Source organism: Halogranum amylolyticum, assembly GCF_900110465.1.
In the GTDB taxonomy this organism is placed as follows: Archaea; Halobacteriota; Halobacteria; order Halobacteriales; family Haloferacaceae; genus Halogranum; species Halogranum amylolyticum.
The window spans coordinates 116,008-139,822 of the sequence record NZ_FODV01000010.1; the positions used below are offsets into that span (position 1 = coordinate 116,008).

General features: G+C 54.6%; 20 protein-coding genes and 2 pseudogenes. 12 read left to right on the plus strand and 10 right to left on the minus strand.

Translation table 11 applies throughout. The features are described 5' to 3' along the window. Window positions 1–5: 5 nt before the first annotated feature. A complete protein-coding gene (gene gcvT / locus BSG17_RS16600) occupies window positions 6–1,112 on the minus strand; it encodes a glycine cleavage system aminomethyltransferase GcvT (protein WP_089826086.1) in 1,107 nt (368 codons plus the stop codon). Between the two features lie 118 nt (window positions 1,113–1,230). Between gcvT and BSG17_RS16605 the strand changes: the two genes are divergently transcribed. Next, window positions 1,231–1,983 carry an IclR family transcriptional regulator gene (locus BSG17_RS16605; RefSeq protein ID WP_089826088.1) on the plus strand — a complete coding sequence of 251 codons (753 nt, stop codon included), beginning with the start codon at window positions 1,231–1,233 and terminating at the stop codon, window positions 1,981–1,983. Between the two features lie 870 nt (window positions 1,984–2,853). On the opposite strand, the gene BSG17_RS16610 is transcribed toward BSG17_RS16605, so the two are convergent. Further along, window positions 2,854–4,263: an SLC13 family permease gene (locus tag BSG17_RS16610; protein WP_089826090.1), complete on the minus strand. Its 1,410-nt coding sequence runs from the start codon at window positions 4,261–4,263 to the stop codon at window positions 2,854–2,856. 136 nt (window positions 4,264–4,399) lie between these two features. Between BSG17_RS16610 and BSG17_RS16615 the strand changes: the two genes are divergently transcribed. From BSG17_RS16615 to BSG17_RS16635, 5 genes are all read left to right on the plus strand, one after another. Continuing rightward, entirely contained in the window at window positions 4,400–5,476 is a 1,077-nt protein-coding gene (locus tag BSG17_RS16615) for a cupin domain-containing protein (protein ID WP_089826092.1), read from the plus strand. Between the two features lie 126 nt (window positions 5,477–5,602). Further along, window positions 5,603–5,782, plus strand: coding sequence for a hypothetical protein (locus BSG17_RS16620; protein ID WP_089826138.1), 180 nt, complete (start codon window positions 5,603–5,605; stop codon window positions 5,780–5,782). Then, window positions 5,775–8,849: an FAD-binding and (Fe-S)-binding domain-containing protein gene (locus BSG17_RS16625; RefSeq protein ID WP_089826094.1), complete on the plus strand. Its 3,075-nt coding sequence runs from the start codon at window positions 5,775–5,777 to the stop codon at window positions 8,847–8,849. Before BSG17_RS16620 ends, BSG17_RS16625 begins: the two co-directional genes overlap by 8 nt. Window positions 8,850–8,978: 129 nt before the next feature. Continuing rightward, the gene (locus tag BSG17_RS16630; protein ID WP_089826096.1) at window positions 8,979–9,851 is read left to right on the plus strand and encodes a fumarylacetoacetate hydrolase family protein; all 873 of its coding nucleotides are present in this window, start codon (window positions 8,979–8,981) and stop codon (window positions 9,849–9,851) included. Window positions 9,852–10,122: 271 nt separating this feature from the next. Further along, complete coding sequence (locus BSG17_RS16635) at window positions 10,123–10,518, plus strand: universal stress protein (RefSeq protein ID WP_089826098.1); 396 nt, start codon at window positions 10,123–10,125, stop codon at window positions 10,516–10,518. Window positions 10,519–10,598: 80 nt separating this feature from the next. On the opposite strand, the gene BSG17_RS16640 is transcribed toward BSG17_RS16635, so the two are convergent. Together BSG17_RS16640 and BSG17_RS16645 are read right to left on the minus strand one after the other, a co-directional pair. Next, entirely contained in the window at window positions 10,599–12,059 is a 1,461-nt protein-coding gene (locus BSG17_RS16640; RefSeq protein WP_089826100.1) for a YjiH family protein, read from the minus strand. Window positions 12,060–12,156: 97 nt separating this feature from the next. Further along, window positions 12,157–12,912, minus strand: a complete 756-nt coding sequence (locus BSG17_RS16645; protein WP_089826102.1) for a maleate cis-trans isomerase family protein — start codon at window positions 12,910–12,912, stop codon at window positions 12,157–12,159. Between the two features lie 267 nt (window positions 12,913–13,179). Between BSG17_RS16645 and BSG17_RS16650 the strand changes: the two genes are divergently transcribed. The 4 genes from BSG17_RS16650 (at window position 13,180) to BSG17_RS16665 (ending at window position 16,822) form a co-directional block, all read left to right on the plus strand. Further along, a complete protein-coding gene (locus BSG17_RS16650) occupies window positions 13,180–14,217 on the plus strand; it encodes an amidohydrolase family protein (RefSeq protein ID WP_244531569.1) in 1,038 nt (345 codons plus the stop codon). Between the two features lie 5 nt (window positions 14,218–14,222). Next, window positions 14,223–14,600, plus strand: coding sequence for a Rieske (2Fe-2S) protein (locus BSG17_RS16655; protein ID WP_089826105.1), 378 nt, complete (start codon window positions 14,223–14,225; stop codon window positions 14,598–14,600). A 348-nt stretch (window positions 14,601–14,948) separates the two neighbouring features. After that, window positions 14,949–15,716, plus strand: a complete 768-nt coding sequence (locus BSG17_RS16660; protein ID WP_089826140.1) for an IclR family transcriptional regulator — start codon at window positions 14,949–14,951, stop codon at window positions 15,714–15,716. 614 nt (window positions 15,717–16,330) lie between these two features. Beyond that, on the plus strand, window positions 16,331–16,822 hold the full coding sequence (locus BSG17_RS16665) for a DoxX family protein (RefSeq protein ID WP_089826107.1): 492 nt from the start codon (window positions 16,331–16,333) through the stop codon (window positions 16,820–16,822). 174 nt (window positions 16,823–16,996) lie between these two features. Here the strand turns inward: BSG17_RS16665 and BSG17_RS27870 are convergent. The 4 genes and pseudogenes from BSG17_RS27870 to BSG17_RS16685 form a co-directional block, all read right to left on the minus strand. Next, window positions 16,997–17,116: pseudogene (locus tag BSG17_RS27870) on the minus strand (transcription initiation factor IIB); the annotation flags it as partial. A gap of 79 nt (window positions 17,117–17,195) precedes the next feature. After that, a complete protein-coding gene (locus BSG17_RS16675) occupies window positions 17,196–18,563 on the minus strand; it encodes an APC family permease (protein WP_089826109.1) in 1,368 nt (455 codons plus the stop codon). A gap of 567 nt (window positions 18,564–19,130) precedes the next feature. Then, window positions 19,131–20,024, minus strand: coding sequence for a class 1 fructose-bisphosphatase (locus tag BSG17_RS16680; protein ID WP_089826111.1), 894 nt, complete (start codon window positions 20,022–20,024; stop codon window positions 19,131–19,133). Beyond that, the gene (locus BSG17_RS16685) at window positions 20,024–20,851 is read right to left on the minus strand and encodes a class I fructose-bisphosphate aldolase (RefSeq protein ID WP_089826113.1); all 828 of its coding nucleotides are present in this window, start codon (window positions 20,849–20,851) and stop codon (window positions 20,024–20,026) included. Before BSG17_RS16685 ends, BSG17_RS16680 begins: the two co-directional genes overlap by 1 nt. A 477-nt stretch (window positions 20,852–21,328) precedes the next feature. Here BSG17_RS16685 and BSG17_RS16690 point away from each other — a divergent pair, with 477 nt between their 5' ends. After that, window positions 21,329–22,153 (plus strand): SDR family oxidoreductase, encoded by an 825-nt coding sequence (locus BSG17_RS16690; protein WP_089826115.1) that lies wholly within the window; start codon window positions 21,329–21,331, stop codon window positions 22,151–22,153. A 44-nt stretch (window positions 22,154–22,197) separates the two neighbouring features. Here BSG17_RS16690 and BSG17_RS16695 read toward each other — a convergent pair whose 3' ends face one another. Beyond that, window positions 22,198–22,971, minus strand: a complete 774-nt coding sequence (locus BSG17_RS16695) for an IclR family transcriptional regulator domain-containing protein (RefSeq protein WP_089826117.1) — start codon at window positions 22,969–22,971, stop codon at window positions 22,198–22,200. A 179-nt stretch (window positions 22,972–23,150) separates the two neighbouring features. Then, a pseudogene (locus BSG17_RS16700) lies at window positions 23,151–23,465 on the minus strand (glucuronate isomerase); the annotation flags it as partial. Between the two features lie 70 nt (window positions 23,466–23,535). On the opposite strand from BSG17_RS16700, the gene BSG17_RS16705 reads away from it, so the two are divergent. After that, window positions 23,536–23,815: helix-turn-helix domain-containing protein (locus BSG17_RS16705; RefSeq protein WP_139246666.1), on the plus strand; the 280-nt coding region annotated here is incomplete at its 3' end.

Consider the following 23,815-nt stretch of genomic DNA (forward strand, 5'->3'; position numbering starts at 1 on the left):
TTGGATTATTCGTTGTCGTTTGTGAGTGAACTGAGGAAGCGGTGATTGACAATCGTCGCCGGTACTGCACGACCCCGTATTTGTACCTCGACCGACTGGTTCTCGTCTGCCTTGTCGGAATCAACGTACGCGAGGGCGATTGGTTCGTTCAACGTCGGACTCATGGTGCCGCTTGTGACATGCCCAATAGACTCCCCTTCGTCAGTTACTTCGTATCCGTTGCGTGGGATTCCCCGCTCGTTCAGGTGTAGTCCGACAAGTTTCTCTTCGACGCCGTTCTCTTCGAGAGCTTTCAAGGCATCTTGGCCGACAAAGCGCGGCTTCGAGAGATCAACGACGAAGCTGAGCTTTGCCTCCAAGGGTGTTCGAGGCTCAGATTTCGGGTCAAAGTCCTGACCGGAGAGCAAGAGACCTGCCTCGAGTCGGAGCGTATCACGGGCCCCCAACCCACAGGCCGGAACATCACTGAACGACTTCCACATCTCTTCGGAGTCAGTCGTATCAAAGAAGATCTCGACCCCGTCTTCGCCCGTATAACCAGTCCTCGCAATTAGACACTCCACTCCTTCGATAGCGGTCTGCGCCATCGAAAATCGTCCGAGGTCTGTGATGGAATCGCGTGAGCGGTTTTCAACGATCTCGATGGCATCTGGACCTTGGACGGCAACCAAACCCATCTCTTCGGTTTTGTTTTCGACGCTGACCTGAAGCCCTAACTGACGGGAATATTTCGACCATCGGTCGACCATCTGCTCTCCATGCCCAGCATTCGGAACGAATAGATAGGCGTTCTCGTCTGGGTAGCTATACACGACGGTATCGTCGATGATGATTCCGTCTTCGTTCAAGATGCACGAGTACTGTGCGTCACCTCTATCGAGGTCTCTGACATCGTTACTCGTGAGACGGTTCATCAGCTCCGTGGCGTCAGTACCGCTCACTTTGACTTCGCTCATATGGCTTACGTCAAAGATTCCAACTGAATCACGCACAGCAGCATGTTCTGTACTAATTGTATCGTACTTCACAGGCATCTCCCAGCCACCGAAGTCGGTGAACTCGGCGCCAGCATCGAGATGTGCCTGATAGAGTGGCGGCTTGCGCAAGGACACAAGTACTGTGTTTGACTGATATCATAAGTACTTTTCTGTGGGGACAGTTGGAACCTCAAACACTCGTGAGCTACCATTCAAGGGTGACCTTTATTGTATCTCAATCGTGTTTTCCAGTATGGGAAAAGAGTCTCGGAAGACATCTAAAACGTCGCTCCTTACCATTGAAGCCATTCAGGAATTAGAGAGCGCATCGTTGTCAGAAATATCTAATCATACCAACATTCCAGTCAGTACCTTACATACCCATCTACAGACCCTAGAGGAGATGGAATACATCATTCGTGAAGATGGTGACTACAAACTCGGAATGAAGCTATTCCACCTCGGCGAAAAAGCCCGATGGCGAGACGATCGATACCAATTAGTGAAAGAAAAGGCCTGGGACTTAGCGAATCGAGTGGGTGAAGAAGTCAGTTTTGCGGTAGAAGAGAACAATCGGATGGTGATTATATTCGACGAAACGGCTACCCCTTCAGATGAGGGATTTCAGGTTGGACGATATTTTGGGATTCATAGTTCCGCCTGTGGCAAAGCAGCATTGGCAGAGTTTTCGGAGAAACGGATTAACGATTTTGTCGAACAGACCAAACTCCCGGCCTACACAGACAACACAATCACCGACAAAGATGAACTGCTCTCTGAACTTGAGACTATTCGGGAACAGGGCTATGCCGTAAACACTCAAGAGGAGCTAGAAGGGTTACGAGCCGTCGCAATCGCAATCAACGGACCCGACGGAAGTTTGTTTGGAACTTTAGATATATCCGGACCTCCATACCGGCTCCCTGATGAAGAAGAAATGGCAAAACGACTTCAATTGGTAGTCGACGATATCGAGTCATCTCTGGCATCAGAAGTCCAGAGTTAGTCAGTTAGACTGCTAGATTATTCGCAGACAAACTATCCAACGACAGTCAGGTAGTGGTGCGATCAGTCCTGCTTGTCCCTTCCCACCTGTAGTCCGATTTCCCAAAGTGGAAAACAGAAGTATAGATCCAAGCGGCAGTGATATCGCCACTTTTCGCTTAAAACCGGGTCGGTAGCGGCAACGAGTAACTCACACAGAGAAACACCGAGAATGTGGGTCGCGTGCCGTTACAAAACTATTATTGTAATACACAGTAGTGCCTCGAATTTCTCATGATGCACTGTAGCCCACCCCTCTGCAGGAAGCACTCAGAAACGGCATAGGGGGTGAGTCCTGCGGCTGACTATCGTCGAATAACGGAGAACGAGGTCCCTCAACCACCTTCGTCGAGCGAGAGGCCGACGATCAGAACGAACGTCTGGTTGACGGTTACGACACGCGGCAGGTGGATGTCTCAGTTCTTATTTGCAGAACCCTGTTCGAGTCTGATCGATGATTTCGATAAACTCGAAGAAAGTCAACGGTACATCGACGCCGCTCAATACAGCAATCGTCGTAACAGCTCTCGAAATCGGAGAAATGTCGTTTCCAAATGGGTCCGAACTGCGTCCGAAATGATTGAACCATAGACTACTAACCTCTCGCCAGTAGGTCTTATGTTCACAACGTCTGAACAAAGATCGTCTTTCGCTCGTAGCTAGTTCGGTATACTCGAATTATTAGTTATAATTGCTTCCCGTCGCAGGAAGCGAGTGCCATTCTCAGGTCATCTGGAGGTCTTTTCATTCACGATAGAATGGAGCGTCACATCTTGCATCGCATACCGGCTACCACTCCTGAGACCTAGATCGCGTCGTTAAGGGAGACAATTCAGAAGAAGAGAACGAACACGCCGATCTGTATCGGGACGAGGATCAGAAGCGTCGCGACGGCGATAGTGCTCGAGATACGCGTCAGCTCGACGCTACCGACGACGTCCATCCCGAGGATAGCGACGAGCACAGCCGACTGATACGGGAAGAAGTAGGTGTTGAGCGCCACGGCCTCCATCATTGCGACAGGGACTAGTGGGACACCAGCATTGCTCGAGAACGACGTGAGAATCGGCGTGAGCACACTGGCGACAGCAAGTCCCTCCATCACCAGTGTGAGTAGCTGTGAGACGACGACGACGAATCCGAGTACGACTGGTAGCGACGCGTCACTCGGTAACTGCGACAGGAGGGCTTCGGCGGCCAGGCGAGTGAACCCAGTCTGTTGAAGGCCCGCTGCGATGGCGAAAATCGCGCCGAAGAAGAAGAGGATCGAGAAATCAGCCTCGGCGACAGCATCCGAACCGACGACGCCAATCCGGGGGGCGAATGCTAAGAGTACGACCACGAGCGCACCGTACAACGGATGTAAGCCGTGGAGGAAGTCAGTCGCCCAGATGGCCACCCCAACGAGGAGAAAGCCGAACATCCGTAGCTGCTCGGCTGTCACGGTCACACTCTTGGTTCGCTCGGGAGCGACGAGCGCATCCCTATCACGTGGGCGATAGAGCAGATAGGTAACACCGATGACGACCAGAACACGCCCAACGCCCATCACGGGCCCGAGCCAGCGCAGCCACGCAGTCCACGAGAGAGAGAGCCCGGCAGTCGATTCGATTAACCCGGTTACGATGATGTTCGCAAGCGACCCCGTCAGGACGCCCGAAGAACCGTAGAACGTCGCAAACAGCGGGCCAAGGAAGAGCCCGATCTTTGCCCGACGATCGGTGAAGAGATCCCCGACCGAAATCAGTATTGGTCCGAGAATGAGTACTCGTACGAGTGAAGAGGGGATCAAGATGGCCAGCGCGAGGCTCGCGAAGCAGAACACGACGAGCAGATACCAGTACGCAGCCACGGCATCGGACATCGCACGGTCAGGCATCTGATTGCGAGCGAGTTCCTCGACCAATTCTGCCAGTCCACTTTGACGGGACGCTTCACCAACGAGGATGCCGACGGCGACGAGCCACGTTGCTGGCGACCGGAATCCGGTCAGTGCCAACTCCGACGAGAATAGAACACCGACTAATCCGATACCGACGAGCGCGGTGAACCACGGTTCTACCGGTGACCTGACCCACAGCACAACACAAAACACTGTGATGGCGAGCATGAGTTTCGCGTCTGCCGCCATCGGAGCGAACTGGAGAATGGCCCCTGCCGCAAGGATACCGACGGGAATCGATAGCCACGCAGGGTCGAAAGCAGCGATTTCGTCCGTGGGCCATCGCGATTCGTTCGACATCGTAACTCGGTAGTAACGTCCCACCGCATTTATTTTACCGGAGAAGTCCACGTCGAGAGATGAGTTCGGGTGGTTCGTCTACTAGCGTAGATAGAACCCCCATAGACTTATTGCAAAACTGTACCAATGGGTTCCTATGGCACAGCAAGAGCCAGAGGAACTCCTAGAACTGAGTTCCGGTACACGGAGCATCCTCGAGGAGCACGACCTGCGTCCGCTCTGGGAGGTCGAAGACGACATGGGTACTGTCCTCGACGACCCCGAAGCGGATATCTGGAAGTGGGACGACATCCAGACTGCAATCGACAACATCGAACAGGACGTCCCCATCGCCGACCTGCCACCGGGGTTCCAGCGACGAGTCGCCGTCCCGATCAACACGGCGAACGCCATCTCGAACTCGATTTACGTCGGCGTCCAAACAGTATCACCGGGCGAGACCGCCCCTGCTCACCGCCACGCTGCGAACGCCCTCCGCTTCACCATCGACGGGCACGAAGATATGAAGACAGTGGTGGCAGGTGAAGAGTTCCCGATGGAGAACAACGACCTCATCACAACGCCACAGTGGGAGTGGCACGATCACGTCAACGATTCAGACGAGACAGCCGCCTGGCTCGACGTACTCGATCTCCCGCTTGTCCTCGACTCCCTGAACGCGCGGAACGTCTTCGAGTACCACGAACTCGAACAGCAACCCGTTACCAAGACACAGGGCTATTGGGATTCCCAGTACGGTCGTGGGCGACCAGACGACGCATCGAAAGACAGCTCGATTCCGGGTCCGTTTGAGGGGATCCGCGAGGCGACACCGCCGTACCGCTTCGGGTGGGACGAGATGCTCGAAACGCTGCATCAGCGCGCCGAAAACGATGAACCGGACCCCAACAACGGCTACAGTCTCTCCTACGTCAACCCGGCGTCTGGGAAGCCACCGCTGTTTCCGACGATGTCGTTCCGAGCGCAACTGCTGAACGATGGGCCGACAGATCCGCACTTCCACAACGCGACAGAGGTGTACTTCGTCATCGAAGGCGACGGTGCAACCCACGTCGGCGACGAAGCCCTCGAGTGGAGTCAATGGGACATCTTCGTCGTCCCGCCGGATGCGACGCACCATCACGAACCAGACGACGAGGCGATCCTCCTCGGGATGACCGACCGACCGGTGTTCGAGGCGTTCAATCTCTACGCCGAAGCGACGCCCTCGTAACGACTTTCGTCGGTGGGTCGTCTGGGGAGGACAGGAGAGCCACTACAAATTATTGCCTCGAAGCATTTTGTCCGTCGAATTACGGCAGGTGGTAGGCTTATGTACTACGCGCCACGAGTGGTTTGTATGGCAGAGTTCGAGAATCCCTACGCACAGGCGAACCCATTGGTCCGAGCACATTTCGACTGTCTGAGCTGTGGCGGAAAGCTCTGGGAGTACGCGATTCAAAACAGGATGGTGTGCGAAGACTGTGGCGAACTGTTCGACTCTTCGGACGTATTTGACGCATCACTCGAACATGAGTAACCAACCAGTCCAACGCAGTACGTCGATCGACGATGCCGACGAAAGAACGAACTACGACCACACGTCGGACGCAATCGAGCACCCGAGACTCGTTTCAGAGCTCCGCACGCGGGTCGACGGGGATGTGCGGTTCGACACCTACACGCGCCAGTTGTATGCGACTGATGCTAGCGCCTACGAGGCGACACCGATCGGTGTCGTATTCCCGACGTCGACCGACGACGTTGCCGCGGTCGTCTCTTACTGTGCCGAGCGTGAGATTCCGGTGCTTCCACGCGGCGCCGGCACCAGTCTCGCCGGGCAGGCCGTCAACGAAGCTGTCGTTCTCGACTTTACTCGACATATGGATGCTGTCGTCTCGGTCGACGTCGACGCTCGGCGTGCGCAGGTCCAATCCGGCGTCGTACTCGGGGAACTCAACCGCCAACTCGCCTCTCACGGGCTGAAGTTCGCGCCAGACCCGGCGGCGGGTGATCGAAGCGTGATCGGCGGTGCCATCGGCAACAACTCGACCGGTGCGCACTCGCTCAAATATGGGAAGACCGACGCGTACGTCAAGGAGTGTGAGGCCGTCTTAGCAGACGGGACGGTCGTGACGCTGGGTGAGACCGACCTCGACGAACTCCGAGAACAGGCCGACCCGGACGGAACGGTTCTGCAGCGCGTGTATGCCGAAGTCGCTCACATCCTCGACAACGAGACTGACGAAATCGAAGAGCGGTTCCCCGACCTGAAACGGAACGTCTCTGGGTACAACCTCGATGTGCTCGTCGAAGAGGCTGAAACGGGGACCGTCAACCTCGCGCGTCTCCTCGCCGGGAGCGAAGGGACGCTGGCAGTTATCACCGAAGCCGAAGTGTCGCTGGAGCCGGTGCCGGAGACGAAGGCGGTGTCGTTACTCTTCTACGACAGCGTGCTCGACGCCGTGACCGACGTACAGCACGTCCTCAAACACGACCCTGCGGCGGTCGAGCTTATCGACGACGTCCTCATCGGGTTGGCCCGCGACACAGCTGAATTCGAAGAGATTGCCGCACTCGTCCCGGAGGATGCACAGGCGGGACTACTCGTCGAGTTCTACGCCGAAGACGATACTCACGGGCGCGCACAGACCGCCGGGTTGCTTACCGACCGCGTTCCCGACGTCGACGCTCGTGCGACATCACCGTCCGAGTTCCCCAATATCGAACAGACGTACTCGTTTGCCGGGTTGGAGGCCCACAGCGAGGCCGACCGTGAGCAGTTCTGGAAACTGCGGAAGGCCGGGCTTCCGATCCTTCTCTCGCGGACGTCCGACGAGAAACACATCAGTTTCATCGAGGACTGTGCGATTCCGCCCGAACATCTTCCCGAGTTCGTCGAACGCTTTCAGTCGCTGCTCACGGAGAAGAACCGCGACGTCGACGCAGCGTTCTACGCACATGCCGGTCCCGGTGTCCTACACGTTCGCCCGCTGGTGAACACGAAAGCCGCGGCCGACCACCGGGATATGGTCGACATCGCCGACGCAGTGACCGATATGGTCGTCGAGTTCGGCGGGTCAGTCTCGGGCGAACACGGCGACGGTCGCGCCCGAACCCAGTGGAATCGGAAACTGTACGGCGAGGACGTCTGGAATACGTTCCGCAACCTGAAGACCGCGTTCGACCCGGACTGGATACTCAATCCGGGGAACGTCTGCGGCGACCACGACATGACCGAGAACCTCCGGTACGACGACGAGTACGAATACGACGCCGGATTCGAACCGTCGCTCGACTGGGAGAACGAAAACGGGATGCAGGGGATGGTCGAACTCTGTCACGGCTGTGGTGGCTGTCGTGGGAGCCAACAGACGTCCGGCGGGGTGATGTGTCCGACGTACCGCGCTGCCGACGAAGAGATTACGACGACGCGAGGCCGCGCGAACCTGCTTCGGCAGGCAATGAGTGGTGATCTTCCCGACGACCCGACGGACGACGAGTTCGCCGAAGAAGTACTCGATCTCTGTATCGGCTGTAAGGGCTGTGCCCGCGACTGCCCGAGTGAGGTCGACATGGCGAAGCTGAAGACCGAGGTCATGCACGCACGTCACCAAGAACACGGTGCGTCCCTGCGTGACAAACTCTTCGCGAACTTCGATACGCTGGCGCCGGTCGGCAGTGCACTCGCACCGATTTCGAACCTCGCGCAGTCGATACCCGGTGCGAGAGCGATCGCGGAAAAGACACTCGGCATCGCACGCGAACAGACACTCCCGTCGTTCCGCAGCGAGACAGTGCAAGACTGGTTCGAGGCCCGTGGTGGATCGCATGTCTCGGAGTCTGATGCCGAACGGATGGCAATCTTCTTCGTGGATAGTTACACCAACTACAGCCACACTGAAGTCGGTAAAGCCACAGTTCGTGTACTCGAGGCAGCAGACGTCCACGTCCGACTGGCCGAGCGTACCGACAGCGGGAGACCGGCACTTTCGAAGGGATTCGTTGAAAAGTCGCGTGACGCGATTAAAAGCAACGTCGATGAGCTCTATCCACACGTCCGAGATGGATGGGACGTCGTCCTCGCTGAACCGTCCGACGCCGTGATGTTCCAGTCCGACGCCCTCGACCTACTCTCTGGGAAGGCTGTCGAGTCTGTCGCGGCGAACACGTATGGAGTCTGCGAATACATCGACATATTCCGACTCGACGAGAACGTCGACTGGGCACCGGTAACGGAGTCGGTTGCATACCACGGCCACTGCCATCAGAAGGCAGTGAAGAAAGATCACCACGCGGTCGGCGTCCTCAGACGCGCCGGGTACAACGTCGACCCGCTGGACTCGGGGTGCTGCGGGATGGCTGGAAGTTTCGGATACGAAGCCGAGCACTACGCATTGAGCAAATCAATCGGTGAAATTCTGTTCGAGCAGATAGAGACGAGTGACGCGACTGCCGTTACGGCACCGGGGACGTCCTGTCGAACCCAACTGGGAGACGAGCGTATTGACGCCGTTACTGCTAAGAGTTCGCTGACTGGAACCGACCTAGATCGTGAGGAACCGCCGACGCCGGTCGAACTGCTTGACCACTGCCTCCCAACGTAGCGCTTAGAAGAATTCGACTCGACAACTAACTCGTTCTCGCCACGAGTGCTGTCGATACTATCACCTCGGAGCCAGTCCATATTTTCATGAATGGCATGATTTATATAGGCACTCGATGTAAACACTACCATGCGATTCGTCAGATTCAACCAGGGACACCTGGGGTTGCTGACTGATAACGGCGGCGTCATTGACCTTACAAATCGTCTCGGCATCGAGTCAGAGGACCCACTCGTCGAATACATCAACGGCGACTACGACGCGTCTGATTACACCGACGCCGACCCAGACTACGACCGAAGCGAGGTCGAACTCGGCTCGCCAGTCAAGCGCCCCGGCAAAGTCATCGCCGCGCCGCTCAACTACGAGAACCACATCGAAGAAGCGATTGCCGACAAGGACATCACCACGGACGAGTGGTTCTCGATCAAGGACAAGGGCTACTTCCTGAAGGCACCGTCGAGCGTCGTCGGTCCTGACCACGGTATCGAACTCCCCTTCGTCGACCGTCGCGTCGATCACGAAATCGAACTTGCGTTCGTGATGGGGGAAGATACGAAAGACGTCGACGCCGACGAGGCGTGGGACAATATCTTCGGCTACACCATTCTGTTGGATATCTCGGTCCGCGGTGACCAGGACCGGTCGAACCGGAAATCCTACGACACGTTCACCGTCGTTGGTCCATGCGTCGTCACTGCAGACGAGATCGAGGACCCACAGGACCTGCAGATGGAACTACAGCTCAATGGCGAGCGGCGGCAGTACGAGAATACTGGCGATATGGTCTACACGTGTGCGGACATTGTCCAGTACGCGAGCATCGGTGCAACCATCGAAGCCGGCGACATCGTCACTACGGGTACGCCCGAAGGTGTCAGTGAACTCAACAACGGTGACACTGTCGATGCCGAAATCGAGTCCATCGGCTCGATGACGGTTGACGTCACGCAGCGAGACCTATCCTTCGCTGATGTGAACGTCCAGAAAGGCGGCCAGTAACGCAACACCGAGCAGCCCTTTTTTGACTGGGTACAACCCCTACTGAGGGGCACAACGAGAGGTGCCTCGGTGGCACGAACTACCGTGCATCCACCATCTCTGATTCGCGTACCCATCTTCGTCAAAAAGGGGTTAATTTCCAGATTGTACCCCTTTTCGGAGTGACGGGACGAAGTTCTATGTCGCTGGATATCGTGGGTATATCCGCACGGAGGCAGAGCGTGAAAATCGTGAACCGACCGTTCGGAACTAACTCCGTGCAGACAAAGCTATGACGACGATACTACTGGCAATCGATACAGATGTCGAACGAGCGAAAGAGCAAGTCGAGTCGGTAACCACGCTCCCACTCATGAGAGAAGACACACGACTCATTATCTACCACGTCTTCAGAGCAGACGGCGAGGGAGCCGACGCAAGGAACCTCAGGTCGGTCAGTACAGCTATCGAAAAACTCGAAGACGCAGGGTTCGAGGTCGAGGTCCGACAGTCGAGCGGCGACGTGGTGAGGGGTATCCTCGACGAAGCTGAGCGAATCGACGCCGACATAATCAGTCTGGCTGGCCGAAAACGGTCACCGACGAAGAAGGCTCTCTTCGGGAGCGTTTCACAGGACGTGCTCCTGAAGTCGGAGCGAGCCGTCTTGTTCGAGACAACGACCAATTGAGGACGCGGACGTTTCGCAGGTGTGGTAGTCTTTCAACGGCGGTTCAAATATTTCGAATGTCGAGAGCTGACCAGTCGGGCCTAAAGCAGTCCGACTGCGGCGGCTGCATGCGTCAGGACTGCAGCGATTGGGACGAGGAGCGCAGTGCGCATAATCAAGAGCAGAAAGAGGTCACGGAACCGCATCGGTACATCGTCGAACATATCAACCATCATCGGCGCGGGTGCAGAGAAGAAGATCGCCTGCGCACTCGTGACGACGAGAACGAACACTTGGGTGGTCACGCTCGACTCAACGACGAACGTGCTGCCGATGAAGAACTCTGCTCCGCCGAGGATGATACCAATAGCGGCCAGCTGCGGCTCCGGAATGCCGAACATAGACAATAGCGGCACGAACGGTTGGGCGACGTACTCGAAGACTGGCGTATAGGCTTCCAGAAGGAGGACGACCATCGACATCGTCAACACGGATCCGACTACTGTCCCGGCCAGCTTCAAGCCGTCGACAAAGCCGGTGAGTGACGCACGCGGTATGGAGTCACCCTCCGCTGCCGCAGTAACACCTTCGTTGAACGCGAACCGCAGGTAGTCGCCGACCGTTCCGGTGAATCGTGGTTCCGGGTCGGGTTCTGCGATGTACTCGTTGGGTACCGTCGAGAGGGGAGGAATGCGGACGAGGATGGCCGCAACGATGAGCGTCGCAACAGTATAGAGGAGAATGATGACCGGAAAGATGTGAAGCAAGCCGAGAATCGCTGCGACCGCGCCGACGGTTCCCAAGTTCGCGGTCGCGAAACAGGTACAAATGACGAACACTTCACGCTTGTTGTACCCACCCCGGTCGAAGACGTTCCGAGTGAGATAGTACCCAATACTGAACGACCCGAGCCACGATGCGGCGCTGTCGAGCGCTGACCGACCGGGGAGATTGAATACCGGTCGCATGATTGGCTGTGCCAGTGTTCCGATGAACTGGAGCCCGCCGAGTTCCGCGAGTAGGTTGACGAAGACCGCACCGATGGGAATCACGAGCGCAACCGTGATCACGAGTGCACCCCAGGCGATGTTGGTAATCGAGTCCGACAGCATCCACTCCGGTCCGATGTCGAGCAGAATTGCAAACGCGAAGAAGATGGCGGCGAGTCTGAACAGCACGAATACCGTCGCCGTGCGCCAGTACTCCAAGCCGAGCACGTCTACCGTTCGTTGACTGAACGTCGGCCCCCCGCGGTAGTGAATGTCGGCAGCAGTCGTTAGCACGCCCCCCGCGACGATGATACCCAGCGCAAACAGTTCGACGGCGACGATTGATGCGTTCTGGATGAGCGTCATGATGATGTCAAGCGGTATCGTCATTTGACCTTCCCACTGGACAGGGAACAGAAAGACGAATCCTCCGGTCAGAAACGCAACAAGGAATCGAAGCGTCGGTCTCCACCCGTAGTGACCGAACTCAACCTCGGAAATCGATTTCTCCTCGGCTGTCGCCGAAGCGTCTGAAATGTGCTCTTCACTCTCCCAAGCCTGGCTACCAAACATTATCTCGTAGATTGTAACAATCCCACATAAAACTTACTGAGATAATAATGATAACTTATCTTGATAGCAGACTTCGCCACCGACGAAACTTCGCCTCTCAGTTGATTTTTCCGTCGAGGAGGCGCCCAGCTCCGGAGACTTGGGTACTGAGACCGAGTTCATGAAGAATCTCGTACGTGGTCGCTGTGGCTGCAGAGAAGACCGGAAGCCCGAATCTGTCCTCTGCGGCCTGAATTGAAGCCAGCGATGGCATCTGGACACACGAGGAGAGAATCAACGCGTCCGAATCATTGGTCTCGAGGCCATCGGCGATGTCGATGAGGTTGCGCTGGTCGAGTCGTGCGACTTCGAGGTTGTCAGGACATTCGAGGGTCTCGTAGTCGACGACGTCGACACCACTGGCCTCGAAGTAGTCAATCACTGTCTGTGTGAGTTCCTCGACGTACGGCGCAATCAGAGTGACTTTTTCAGCCTCTAAACGCTCCATCGCTCGGACGAGCGCTCCGGCACTCGTCACGACCGGTGCCTCGGCGTCGTTCTCGACAGTTCGCCGGTGGAGCGTCGACTCACTTTCCTCGTGATAACCTGCTCCTTGCGCCATGATCCCGATGAGACACGCGTACGCCAAGACATCGCAGTGCGCGTCTGACAGGAGGGTCGCACTCTGCTCGGATTGGTCGTCCATCTGCTCGAGTTCCTCCTGCGTGACGTTCTGCATACGCATCCGACTGGAGTGGAAGGTGAACTGCTCGCCAAAGTGATCGGGGCGGGAATTCAACATCGCGGGAATCTCCGTCTCCATCGTAACGTTCGAGCTGGGCACTATCAGCCCAACACGGAAGCTGTCAGTCATTGGCTCAACTCAATAACGAACGAATACACACTTATGTGTTTCTCCGGATTGAAAACACAATCTCGAAGGCGAACACTATTCTCCCCACAGTGTTCCGTCTTCATTCTGGAATCAGAGAACTGTCTCAACTCCAAAGTAAATTATTTATGTGAGAGTATCACACTGTTTACTATGGGTTCGCCTATTAGCCGACTAGATGCGCAAGCGGAGGTACCCGAGCAAGCATTCGATGATAGAATCATCGATCTCGACTTCCACGTCAATCCGTTGGAAGACGACCTGCTGTCGTACGTGGAAGACGATCTCGTCAAAGACAAACTGACGACGGAGTTCGGCCCGACGCCCATCATGGGGAAGTGGGACGCTGCGTACGGAATCAAAGAGGGCAATGAGGGGCTATTCACACAAGGGCGAGCGGAGTACGCCGAGGATGTCCGTGAAGCCTGCGCGAAGTTCGCTATCGATGACCCCATCGTCAACGCAGGGATCAACAACCTACCACTTCAACACCATCCTGTCCTCAAAAACGGAGTCGTGCAGGCAGCGAACGACTACATGCTCGACAACTTCGCCGACGAAGGTCTCTACACGTCGATGCTCGTCCCGAAGTGGGATCCCGCATACGCTGTCGAGGAGATTGAACGCGTCGCCTCGGAGAACAATATCGTCGCCGCCTACTCGTGGTTCGGTCCGAAAACACCGTGGGGGAGCGAGCAGTTCGATCCGATATTCGAAGCGCTGGTCGAACATGACCTCCCGCTTCTTCTGCACGGGTCACTCGCGTACTGGCCGCAGCACTCCTACATCGGTGATGAGATGTTGACGTGGACTGAAGTCCTCGGCTTCGATTGGCCTATCCACGCAATGGTGAACGTTGTCAACATGATCATGCGGGGTGTGTTCGACCGGTATCCTGAGCTGAACGTCGTGCTCCAAGAGGGCGGACACTGGTGGGTTCCATTCCTCCGCTACCGGATGGATGAGTTCTACGAGATGCATCCCGACGATGTGAAGATCACTCCTCGAAAACACGAAACCGGTGATGAGTACCTTGAACGCCGTCCTAGCGAGTACCTGCGTGACAACATCTATCTGACGACGCAGCCACTCGCTCTTCCGCGTGGATCCGGTCAAGCGAGGAATCTTCTGGATTTGAGCATGGCTGAAGACATGTTCCTTTACTCAAGTGACTGGCCGCATCAGACCTTGGATCCACCGACGTGGTTCTACACGTCGCGCGCGTTCGACGAAGAGCTCCGCGGTGCTATCCTGCACGAAAATGCCGAGGAGATTCTCCACATCTAATCATCATGAGCGTAGACCCCAACATCGAAGACGAATACACCAAGGTTGCATCGGTCGAGGACATCCCCCGCGGACGAGGAATTGCGGTCGATCTCAACGGCATCGAAGTCGCTGTGTTCAACGTGAACGGTGAGTTCCACGCGTTGTCGAATCGCTGTCCACATCAGGGAGCGCCGTTGTACAAGGCCGGTGAAGAGAAAATCAACGCAGAGCATACATGGACAAAGTCACGCGGCGGTGTCAACGAAGAGGAGATCACTGTGAGCTGCCCGTGGCACCTCTGGGAGTTGGACATCGAGTCAGGTGAACACGAAGTCTCCGGGAAGTGTATCGGTACATTCGACGTTGAAGTAGCGGAAGATGACGTGTTCGTCCGAATCTAATCGTAAAGTAGACGATTGACGGCGTCGGAGCTGTTGTTCTCCCTTCTCTTCACTTGCTGAGTCGTTCAATTGCATCGCATAGCTACTCAGCTTCGATATCCTCGAAAAGGATTGTTCGGTGCCTAGAAGAGACGCGGAGATAGAAACGCACCCTCCATCGACCAGACGCTGGCACTCAAAGTATTTCGAGATTATCGAACTGTATGCGGTCTAATTGGCAGGAGTCAGCTTTTGACCCATCATGTTACAAACATAGTTTTGTAACGGAGGCTAAACGTCAACCTTCAGTCCGAGACCGTGGCACTCTGTAACACAACTCTTATAGCGATAATCCTCATAAATCAGTCTATGGGTGACACAGGCACGCCGAAGCGGCACATCAAAACGGCGGTTAGGGTGTTTGAGTTAATCAACGTGATACAAGATCTACAGCAAGCGACGTTTACCGAGATCTCAAAGGAAACGGAGATGGCTGAAAGTACCTTACACGACTATCTCTCAACGCTAGTCCACCTTGGCTATCTCTCGCGAGAAAGCGGCAAATACAAACTCTCTCTTCAGTTTCTCGATCACGGAACCGCAGCTCGCGAATCTATTTCGATATACTCGAAGTCAAGGCAGACGCTAAAAGGGCTTGCTGAGGAGAGTGGCGCTGCAGTGTGGTTGGTCGTTGAAGAGAACGGAAAGGCAGTATATCTAGCACAAGAACTAGGTGAGGACTCCATCGAAACACACGAGCGGATTGGAAAGCATGAGTATATGCACTGTCTCGCAACGGGGAAAGTGATACTAGCCTTCTCATCACAGGAACACGTTGAGGAAGTGGTTGAGCAGCACGGGCTTCCACAAATGACGCCAGAGTCCATCACAACAATTGAAGAGCTTCAAGCAGAACTTTCGGAAATTCGAGAACAGCGGTATGCGGTAAATCATAATGAGGCAGCGAAGGGTACTTCAGCAGTAGCAGCACCAGTCGTCATAGATGGCCAGGTAATCGGCGCAGTAGCGATTTCTGCGCCAGTCATGCGCGTTCAGAACGAGAAATACCGTGAGAAGCTAATCGAATTAGTCTTAACGGGATCAAATGAGATTGAGCTGAAAATGACATACGATTAATTATACAACTGACACAACATATCTAATTGTTTCTGTCTACCGACAATTTGGTGATCACAACGGAACCGTCATGACAGAAGAACCTAAGACAATTAATAAGATACCCGCTCAGACAGAACCAGAACTGGCGAATCTCTCGTTGCCATCGCTGATAAAAGATGTCTCTGTCCCTTAGTATAGATAAATTAATTTATTGATATAATTATTTTTTCATTGAGTACTGGGTATCTGTCGTGGATAGGTTATATAATATCAAAATTTTACTCTACCCGAGCGTTATAGTAGATTAGATAATATTCAGCCAGCTGTTTGACCAGTCGTCTATTCTACTCTCACATCAGTACTATTTGCGGAGAGTTAGTTAGCAAATTTCGTGCGCATTTCGCTGTTTAACCTCGCTGTCCTCGTCAGTATCGGCCGTTGGTGGTTGGGTTGCCATTACTTGGTTACACAATTATTGCCTGAGCGATATATGAGTTTGGGAGCAAACTAGGTATTGTAATGGAACTACAACACTCGACGGTGCTCGTGACCGGTGCTACCGGTAACATGGGCCCGTACGTGACACGCCAAATCGTCCAGATGAACAATGGTCAGCCGGAGCTGGAGGAATAATGTCGCAGACCATGTCACGTCAACTGCTGTCCGAGACGGCTGCGCAGTGGAGTCCAGTATTCGTTCGACTCGCTCTTGGGATTCCGATGGTAATCTCAGGCGTCGGTAAAGTCTTCGCAATCGGGTCGAAAGCGATGGGCATCTCGGGATTCGCAGGCTTCTTGGCGAGCCTTGGTGTTCCGCTCCCTACGATTGCGGCATGGGGTGTGGGTCTCCTCGAACTGGTCGGTGGCATCTTGTTGCTGGTCGGCTTGTTTGTTCGAATCGCAAGCGTGGTGATCGCCATCAATATGCTCGTTGCGACAATACTGTACCATCTTCCTAATGGGTACCCGGTCGCAAGCGATGGTATTGAATCGACGCTCACGTTAAGCCTGATCGCGTTGGCGCTTGTTGTGAGTGGCCCTGGAGCACTCTCAGTCGAACAGGCACTTTTCGACCGAGAGGACCTTCCCTCTGACTCGTCGCAGTCGGGGAGCACAGATGGATAAGTAACCAACCACTTCGGTTGTGGTTGCACGCGGGCAGCCATTATCCATTCCATCGACAATCTCCCGAAGATGCTCAAAGGAATCTTCTTTATGAGGTGTGAGTGGTGTCTGAGAATTCCTCATTAGTAGTCTTAATGTCTTCTTTTTTATATTTTTATCTCTCCCACCCACAGCTCAAGGAATGGCCATCGCTTCGGCCTGCTCTTGATACCGATATAGGATGATTACTACGGTTACCTGCGCAACCTCCGCAATTTCTTTCTGTGTACACTTGTTATTGCAGAGCAACCCTGCTGGTAAGTGTAGCGCCAACACGTTCCAGAAACGATGTCACAATTTTCTGCACTAAGAATATTTGACTCAGCAGTTATTATCAATCAGCATTGCTATGATCGGATGCCGTCGTCATATCATTATAAATATACTGCACAACAAAGCCAACGAGTAACACAACAACGGTGAACGCAGCAATCACTGGGTGGTCAACAGAGAGTGCGGTAGCAAGGAGCGAGAGAAATCCAAGTGCTATCGCAGCGGTAACGAGTCCACCTGGTGCGTAGAAGGTCGGAGTAACGTCCCGACGGTATACTCGGAGTCCAACGAAAGACGCGATGTTGATTGCGTACGGGAGTACCGTCCCAACCAACGCAGCAAGGACGATACCGCCGAGCACCTGTTTGCCGACGACGACCGCAGCAGCCGCGATTGCAATCGCACAGAGTGCGACGTACGGGGCATTAGTCCGGTCGCTTGTCGCGGCGAATGCAGTTGGAAATGTGCCACGCTCAGCAAGAGAACAAAGAACACGTGCGGAGCCGGTCATACCAACAAGCATTGTGGTGAAAATTGCAACGAGCGCAGCGAGTGGGAGCGCATAATTCGCAAAGAGTGGAAATCCCGCATTCGTGGTGACTGCGGACAATGGTGCGATCATCACGAGATTGCCGTTTTCGAACGCAGATGGAGGGACGGTAAGATGTAATGCGAGTACGACTGAAGTGTAGAAGACGGTTGTGAGAACGAGACTACCCACAATAGCGCGAGGAATCGTTCGTGACGGGTTTTCTACCTCGCCGGCAGCGGCAGGCACGACGGTCCATGCCCCATATCCAGTGATAGCAACGCCAATAGAAGCGAAGAATTGGGTACTAGAACCAGTGAAAAATGGAGTCATATTCTCGGGGGTCCCATTCGAAATGCCAACAGCCGCCACGACAGTAAGGACAGCGAGAATGAGCGCAGTAAGGACCAGGTTGGTTCGTTTTGTCACATCGATACCAAGGAGAGTGATGAAAAGGCTTGCAGCGATAGAAAGCAGTCCAAACAAGACTGTGTGCCCACGAACTCCACTGAGTGCTGGAATCGAACCCAGATAATTCGCCACATACCACGCGGAGACAGCGACGCCGAAGACCCATCCCAAAGCGTACGATGTGCCCTCAAGATAGGAAAAAAACCGGCGAATAAGTGGATTCGGCCCGAGTGTTTCGGCGGGAAAAACGGCTGGGCCACCAGACTCTGGGAAAGCAGTCGCGAGTTCAGTATAACAGAGTGCGATGCTTACCATACCAACACCAGCAGCAAGCCACGCGATAATTGAGGCGGGCCCAACCCATTGACCGGTGAACGCAGGGAAGAAGAATACAGCCGATCCAATCATGCCACCGGTACTGAGAAGCAGAAGATCACGAAGCCCAACGGTCCGAGGGAGCGTATCCGTTTTGTCACGGTCAGTCTGCATCACGTACAGCTCTGAAATCCTGTTAGTTAATTATTGTGCCTCAATTAAACCATGAATTACCATGAAACCAATAATAGTGAGATGATGTCCTTTCTGAATAAACGCTGGTACGGAACAAGTTTGCTGACTACGTTTACATGTAATATCTGTCAACCATATAGTATATTGTGGCCGGTTTGCGAAACTTCGAGGAACAGCATGAGTGTTGGCTCAGTGGTTGACAGGTGATCCCTAGACACATATGGAACCGATTATTCTGCAGAGCTTGGACCAACGCACCTCTCGCATATGGTCTAGGTGGACTCACAGGGTACACACTGTATAACCAGTGGTACTTCCTATACTGGGCATCCCAATCACATATAGTATAGGGTGGTGTCACCATTTGTTGTTAATCAAGTGTAACACTCAGCATCCATAATTTGGCCAAGTATTCGAATAGGTATCAGAGACAATAATTCAAGAACAGAGCCAATTCAGCGAGTCTAATGATTGACGTTGGTTGGCTGAAGGTCTGTGGTCATCGCTTAGTTCTCTGGCAATCACCACTTCCCCCACTTTTAAATCTCAATTTAGTACTTCATCTAATTGTTCAACAAGGACCTCGTTGCCTACGTAGACCGGTACGCGCTGATGGAGTTCGGTTGGTTCGACGTCGAGCAGTGACTGCGTGCCGTCGGACGAGCGCCCACCTGCTCCTTCGATAATAAACGCAATCGGATTGGCCTCAAACTGAAGACGAAGTTTGCCATTCGGTGCAGAGTGTAACGCTGGGTAGGCGTAGATACCTCCGTAGGTGAGCACCTGGTTAATATCACCAATCATCGCGCCGCCGTAGCGCAGTTTCATGCTGTCGTCAGATTTGATTTCGCTAACATATGCGGAAAATTTACTAGACCAATTAGGGACCCATCCACCAAACCCATATACTACAGGATCCGCGGGAAGCCGAACGTCTTCGGTGAGGACTTCTCTAATCCCGTTGTCGATAAGATACTCAGTCACGCCATCAGCGTCTGCAGCTATCATCGTTGTAATGGGGCCGAAGGTGACATACGCGGCAGCGACAAGGTCCGATCCTGCTGCAGGCAGCGGAGCATCGTAGACAGCGACGATGGTCCCCACCGTGTTGTTCGATTTGAGGTTCCCCGACCCGTCGAGCGGATCGATGGCGACTGAGAGACCACCGGCGTCATGGTCTATATCGCTGTCATCCGTCGAGACAACCTTTGCACGCTCCTCACTCGCGTACTCGATGACGCCGTCAAGTGTACCGAGGTGTTTGAGGAACAACTCGTCGGCGTAGGCATCGGCCGCGAGTTGCGTCTCACCGCTCGGATTAGTCTCGTTGTCCTTTGTACGACGGCCCGGAAGTGCTCGACGAACCTCAGGTGCGAGCGCGGCGAGCGTAGCGAATATTTGGGAGACAGTATCCGGACGGTGATCTAATTGCGCGGCCATCAGTGAGAGGTTACATCAGCGCTACTCTTGACAGATGATATCATCGTAAGCGCCTCGTCTGTAGTCTTGTCCTCAAAGATGATCTGTTCGAGCGCGTCGAGCAGCTCTGTTGGGTTCTCTCGCTGGAAGATGTTGCGCCCGACGGCGAGTCCCGACGCCCCAGCCTTCATAGCCGTCTCGACGGTCTCGAGGAACTCTCGGTCGCTGGTCTTCGACCCGCCGGACATGACGACCTTCGTGTTGCCGGCGACGTCACAGGCCCACTGCATCGCGTCGGCGGAACCGGGATACTTGATCTTCGTGATGTCCGCACCGAGCTCGAGACCGAGGCGGGAGGCGTAGGCGATAGTGCTCGCGCTGGTGTCGTTCTTCAGCCCCTGGCCACGCGGGTAGGACCACATCACGACGCCCATGTCGTGGTCGCGAGCGGCCTCCTGTGCGTCGCGGAACTCCTCGGCCATCTCGACTTCGTTGTTCGACCCGCCGTAGAGCGTGAAGCCGATGGCCTCCGCCCCCAGGTCGGCAGCGTTCTCGACGGACCAGTTGACCGCCGAGTCAGGTTCACCCCTCCACATGTTGGAGGTCCCGTTCAGCTTCGCGAGAAGGGTGACGTCGTCCTCGTAGGAGGGGTAGTACGCTTCCGCGAGGCCCTTCTGGACGGCGAAGGCGGTGACGGCGTCGTGCGTCGCGACGTCGAACACCGTCTCGGGGTCCGCCGATGCCGGGACGTCTGCGAAGTCGACTGGGCCGTGCTCCAGTCCGTGGTCGTACGCGAGGATCAGTGCCTTCTCGTCACGTGTGACTTGTAATTCATTGGCTGACCTCATCAACTGAGTCTTAAAGAAAGGGGCCGTAAAGAGATTCTGATTCGTACAATTTGGATCAGCAAGAACCACCGAGTTGCACAACTTCGAAACTCCTTCTGGTACGGTACTGGTGCCACACATGTAGTTCCAAGATCAGTGAGTTCATGTCAACCGACGGGCCACTGGGGTCTCAACGTCTCCGGTCCAATACTCTTAGAAAAGCAACGAGGCGGCGAACGATGCATGTCTCTTCAATTTTCGTCGAGCGGGGTAATGCCAGTGTACAAGTCTCTCACAGGCCGGTCGCAATCTGATATCGATTCGACGGTATTGAGAGTCGATCACGTCAATCGCTCCCTGTGAAACGGTTGTACCACCATCCATAACTCAGACATGTTCGAGAGGCACCATCATTCGACTCGTGTTCATCCACAGGCTGCCTTACTCACACAAGATTCATATGGAGTTACGTTAGATAATCGTCGTAAGGAGTTCAGAATGAGCGTACCCAACAAGTTCGATATTGAAGGAAAGGTGTGTGTGATAACGGGTGGGTCAGGCGTTCTTGGTACAGAGATGGCGAAAGCGATTGGCCAGAACGGGGGAAAGGTCGTCCTTCTCGCCCGGAGAGAGGAGGGACTCGAGGAGACAAGCGCCGAGCTCACAGAATTGGATATCGACCATCTGACGGTGTCGGCATCGGTTCTCGACAGAGCAGAACTGGAAGCGGCCGCTGAAATGGCCATCGAAGAGTACGGACGAATCGACGTGCTCATCAACGCGGCGGGCGGGAACAATCCCGAGGCGACAACGGGCCCAGAGACTTCCTTCTTCGACCTCCCGAAAGAGGGCTTCGAGAACGTCCTCAACGTCAATCTCATCGGAACAGTCCTTTCCTCCCAAGTGTTTGGGAAGCATCTGGTTGAACAGGGAGAAGGAGTCATCCTGAACGTCTCGTCGATGAATGCGTTCACGCCGTTGACAAAGATTCCAGGATACTCGAGCGCGAAGGCTGCTGTGTCAAACTTTACGGAGTGGTTGGCTGTTCATATCTCTCACAACTACTCGACGGACATTCGCGTCAACGCCATTGCGCCCGGGTTTTACCTAACCGAACAGAACCGCTATCTGTTGATTGACGAAGAGACTGGCGAGTATACAGACCGTGGCCAGTCAATCATTGATCACACACCACAGGGTCGATTTGGAGACCCATCGGACCTTGCAACGACCGTCCTATGGTTGATCTCACCGGGGTCGGAATTCGTTCACGGTACGGTGATTCCGATCGATGGTGGGTTCTCGGCGTACAGCGGAGTCTGAACCGAATCGGGTTTTTTCTCCATCGAAGTTACCGGACCTTGGGCTCAGTAGTGCCGCTGTTTCAGCTCGATAACGTTGGCAGTCTCTTTGAGCATCGGAACGAGTTCACTCTCGATTCGTTCCGACTCAAACTTCGGTTTCGGTCCGGCAATAGAGATTGCGACATTGTCGAAAAGGTCGTCAGTGACCTCAATCGGAACTGCGATCGACCGCACACCTACTACACGCTCTTCGTCTTCGATTGCGTATCCTCTGGACCGAGTCGTCTCCAGATCCGCCAGCAACTCGTCGAGGTCGGTGATGGTGTGCTCGGTCGCACGCGGAAGCCCAAACTGGTCTACAATCGTCCTTACTTCTTCGTCAGTTCGTTCGGCGAGAAGTACCTTTCCAAGTGCTGTCCAGTGCATCTCGGTATACTCGCCGGTTGGTGCGTTGTCCGAGACGGCATCCACGGGTTCAGTTCGATACAACATCACCCGCTGTCCATCGTCTTCGCATCCTAACGTCGCCACCGACTGTGTCTCGGTAGCAAGCTCATCAATCATGTTCCTCGCGATTTGGTAGACATTCAATTGATGTCTCGCGTATCCGCCGTATTCGAGCGACCGCAAGCCCAAGTAGTACGTCCCGTCTTTCCGTTCGACAAAGCCCATTTCCTCCAGCGTTTTCAGATAGATGTGAGCCGTACTCCGGGGTAGCTCAAATGCCTCCATAATCTCCTTTACGTCGCACCCTCTCTCGCAGCGGATTCGCTCGAGCATATCTGCCGCTCGCTGAAGCGATTGTATGCGATGTGAGGTTCCGTCTTTTTGGGTCATCTCTCATTAATAGAGGTGAAACTAGGGTATGCATCTTTTTATCAATGTAATTATGTTTAGGACACTGAGCCAGCCTCAATCGGGATATTGTTTCAAGCAGTAAACATTTGTATCGCCTCTACTCACAAACAACCACTCAGCAAGCGGACACCGACCCAGGGAGCATACTACTGCTTCAGTCAGTTGAATCCGTACAGTTCCTTTGGTCGGTCATATGCGACGTGTGATGCGAGGTGTTTGGCATGACCCATTGGAACTCGTCCTTGGTTTACCATCTCTCCAAGTAAGTTTGCGAGCACTCGTCGGAACATCTCAAATCGCGACCCGTAAGAGACCAGTTTTCGGGAGTCACTAACCATCCCTGCGTGATTTGCGAGCAGATCAACGCTGCCCATATGCCTCAACTGTTCGTCAATACCGTACGGACTGTCGTTAAACCACCATGCTGGCCCCACACTGACGTTTGGGAACGCTCGCGCCAGAGTCACTAGTGTTCCGTCAATTCTCATTCGCTAAGGCTATCTCCTCTGCTAGCGTCTTAGATGCAGGAATTCGGGGGAGATCATGGCAAGGAAGAAGTATCTCGTGGAACTCTCTGATGAAGAGCGGGCTGAGCTGAAGGCTCTTATCTCAGCCGGCCAGGAAAGCACTCGGAAACTCACGCGGGCACGGATCTTACTGAAAGCCGATGAAGGCTGGACGGATCCGAAAATCAGTGACGCGCTGGACTGTAGCCCCGCTACCGTCCAGCGCACGCGGCACCGATTTGCTGAGGAAGGGCTTGCGGCGATTCACCGCCGCAAGCCCAACCGGATCTACGAACGCAAACTCGATGGAGCCGCCG